Origin of the sequence: Mesorhizobium sp. M4A.F.Ca.ET.020.02.1.1 (genome assembly GCF_004022645.1) — a bacterium.
GTDB lineage: Bacteria > Pseudomonadota > Alphaproteobacteria > Rhizobiales > Rhizobiaceae > Mesorhizobium.
Map to the genome: position 1 here is coordinate 1 of NZ_RZOI01000842.1, position 2,414 is coordinate 2,414.

Here is a 2,414-nt window from a genome sequence, read left to right on the forward strand (position 1 = left end):
ATGTCGGTCACATCCCTGGCGAAGGTCTGCGCCTCGGCGTGTGGCTGGGCGCGCTTTCGGGCGCCACCGAGGCCTCGCAGCGGCTGTTCCAGCCGATCGTCGATGATTTCGAGGCGCGGAGCGAAGAGCTGGAGCAAGCCCAGAAGACCTCGTCCAAGGCGCGCAAGGCGACAAAGACGCTGATCGCCGAGGCGCAGACCTTCGCCAGGGATGTGACCGACATTGCCCAGGCCTCCGTGGAAAAGGTGCAGGACACCACCGGCACTGACACTGTGGCAAGCAGTGCCGCGACCGGGCTGATGCCGGAGGATTTCAGGCAGCCCAAGGCCATGGACCGGCCGGCGGCGCCGGCCGACCTGAAGGCGATCTCAGGCATTGGCCCGAAGCTGGAGAAGGTCCTCAATGGCCTCGGCATCTGGACATATGGCCAGATCGCGGCCTGGACGGCGGAAGAGATCGCCTGGGTCGAGGACTATCTGTCGCTCGCCGGCCGCATCGGCCGCGACGACTGGACTGGCCAGGCAACGGCGCTGGCGGCCAAAGGTTGAAATTCAATGCCGGGCGCGGTTTTGGCCGCGCCCGGAAAGAGGATTGCGGGACGTCCGCAGAGGTTTGAGGCGAGATGGCAAAGCTCAAGGTCGACGGGAAAGAGATCACTGTACCCGACCACTACACGCTGCTGCAGGCAGCCGAGGATGCCGGCGCGGAAGTGCCGCGCTTCTGCTTCCATGAGCGGCTGTCGATCGCCGGCAACTGCCGCATGTGCCTGATCGAGGTGAAGGGCGGCCCGCCCAAGCCGCAGGCCTCCTGCGCCATGGGCGTGCGCGACCTGCGTCCGGGCCCGAACGGCGAGCCACCGGAAATCTTCACCAACACGCCGATGGTCAAGAAGGCCCGCGAAGGCGTGATGGAATTCCTGCTGATCAACCATCCGCTGGATTGCCCGATCTGCGACCAGGGCGGCGAATGCGACCTGCAGGACCAGGCGATGGCCTTCGGCGTCGATTCCTCGCGCTATCACGAGAACAAGCGCGCGGTGGAAGACAAGTATATCGGGCCGCTCGTGAAGACGGTGATGAACCGCTGCATCCACTGCACGCGCTGCGTCCGCTTCACCACCGAGGTCGCCGGCATTTCCGAACTCGGCCTGATCGGCCGCGGCGAGGATGCCGAGATCACCACCTATCTCGAACAGGCAATGACCTCGGAATTGCAGGGCAATGTCATCGATCTCTGCCCGGTCGGCGCGCTGACTTCCAAGCCCTTCGCGTTCCAGGCGCGGCCGTGGGAACTGACCAAGACGGAATCGATCGACGTCATGGACGCGGTCGGCTCGGCGATCCGCGTCGATTCCAGGGGGCGCGAGGTGATGCGCATCCTGCCGCGCGTCAACGAGGCGGTGAACGAGGAGTGGATCTCGGACAAGACCCGCTTCATCTGGGACGGGCTGCGCACGCAGCGCCTCGACCGCCCCTATGTGCGTAAGGATGGCAAGCTCGTCGCGGCAAGCTGGGCCGAAGCCTTCGCAGCGATCAAGGACGAAGTGGGCAAGACCACGCCCGAGCGGATCGGCGCCGTCGCCGGCGATCTCTCCGCCGTCGAGGAGATCTATGCGCTGAAGCTTCTGATGGCGGCGCTCGGCTCGAAGAATACCGACTGCCGCCAGGATGGCGCCGCGCTCGATCCGTCGCTCGGCCGCGCCAGCTACATCTTCAACCCGACCATCGAGGGCATCGAGCAGGCCGACGCGGTGCTGATCATCGGCGCCAACCCGCGCTTCGAGGCCTCGGTGCTCAATGCCCGCATCCGCAAGCGCTGGCGCATCGGCAACCTGCCGATCGGCGTTATCGGCGAGATCGGTGACACGCGCTACGACTATGAGCAGATCGGCGCCGGTCCGGAATCGCTGAAGGACCTGGCCGACGGCAACGGCAAGTTCTTCCAGGTGCTGAAAAAGGCGACGCACCCGCTGATCATCGTCGGCCAGGGCGCGCTGGCGCGCGCCGACGGTGCCGCCGTGCTCGGCCAGGCGGCCAAGCTCGCCGCGGCGGTCAATGCCGCCCGTGCCGACTGGAACGGTTTTGCCGTGCTCCATAATGCTGCCGGTCGCGTCGGCGGTCTCGACCTCGGCTTTGTGCCGGGCGAGGGCGGCAAGGGCGTCGCGGGCATGCTCGGCGAGACAGATCTTCTGTTCCTGCTCGGCGCCGACGAGATCGACATGGCCAAGACCGGCGGCGCATTCGTCGTCTATATCGGCACGCATGGCGACGCCGGCGCGCACCGTGCCAACGTCATCCTGCCGGCCGCCGCCTACACCGAAAAGTCCGGCACCTACGTCAACACGGAAGGCCGCGTGCAGCATACCAATCGCGCCGGTTTCGCGCCCGGCGATGCACGCGAGGACTGGGCGATCC

The 2,414-nt window shown here is 66.4% G+C and carries 2 protein-coding genes; both read left to right on the plus strand.

Going from position 1 to position 2,414, the window contains the following annotated elements:
• On the plus strand, positions 1-548 hold a 548-nt coding region (locus tag EN742_RS31980; protein WP_128333726.1), incomplete at its 5' end, for an NADH-ubiquinone dehydrogenase.
• A 74-nt stretch (positions 549-622) separates the two neighbouring features.
• The coding region (nuoG, locus tag EN742_RS31985) for an NADH-quinone oxidoreductase subunit NuoG (RefSeq protein WP_128333727.1) at positions 623-2,414 on the plus strand (1,792 nt) is incomplete at its 3' end.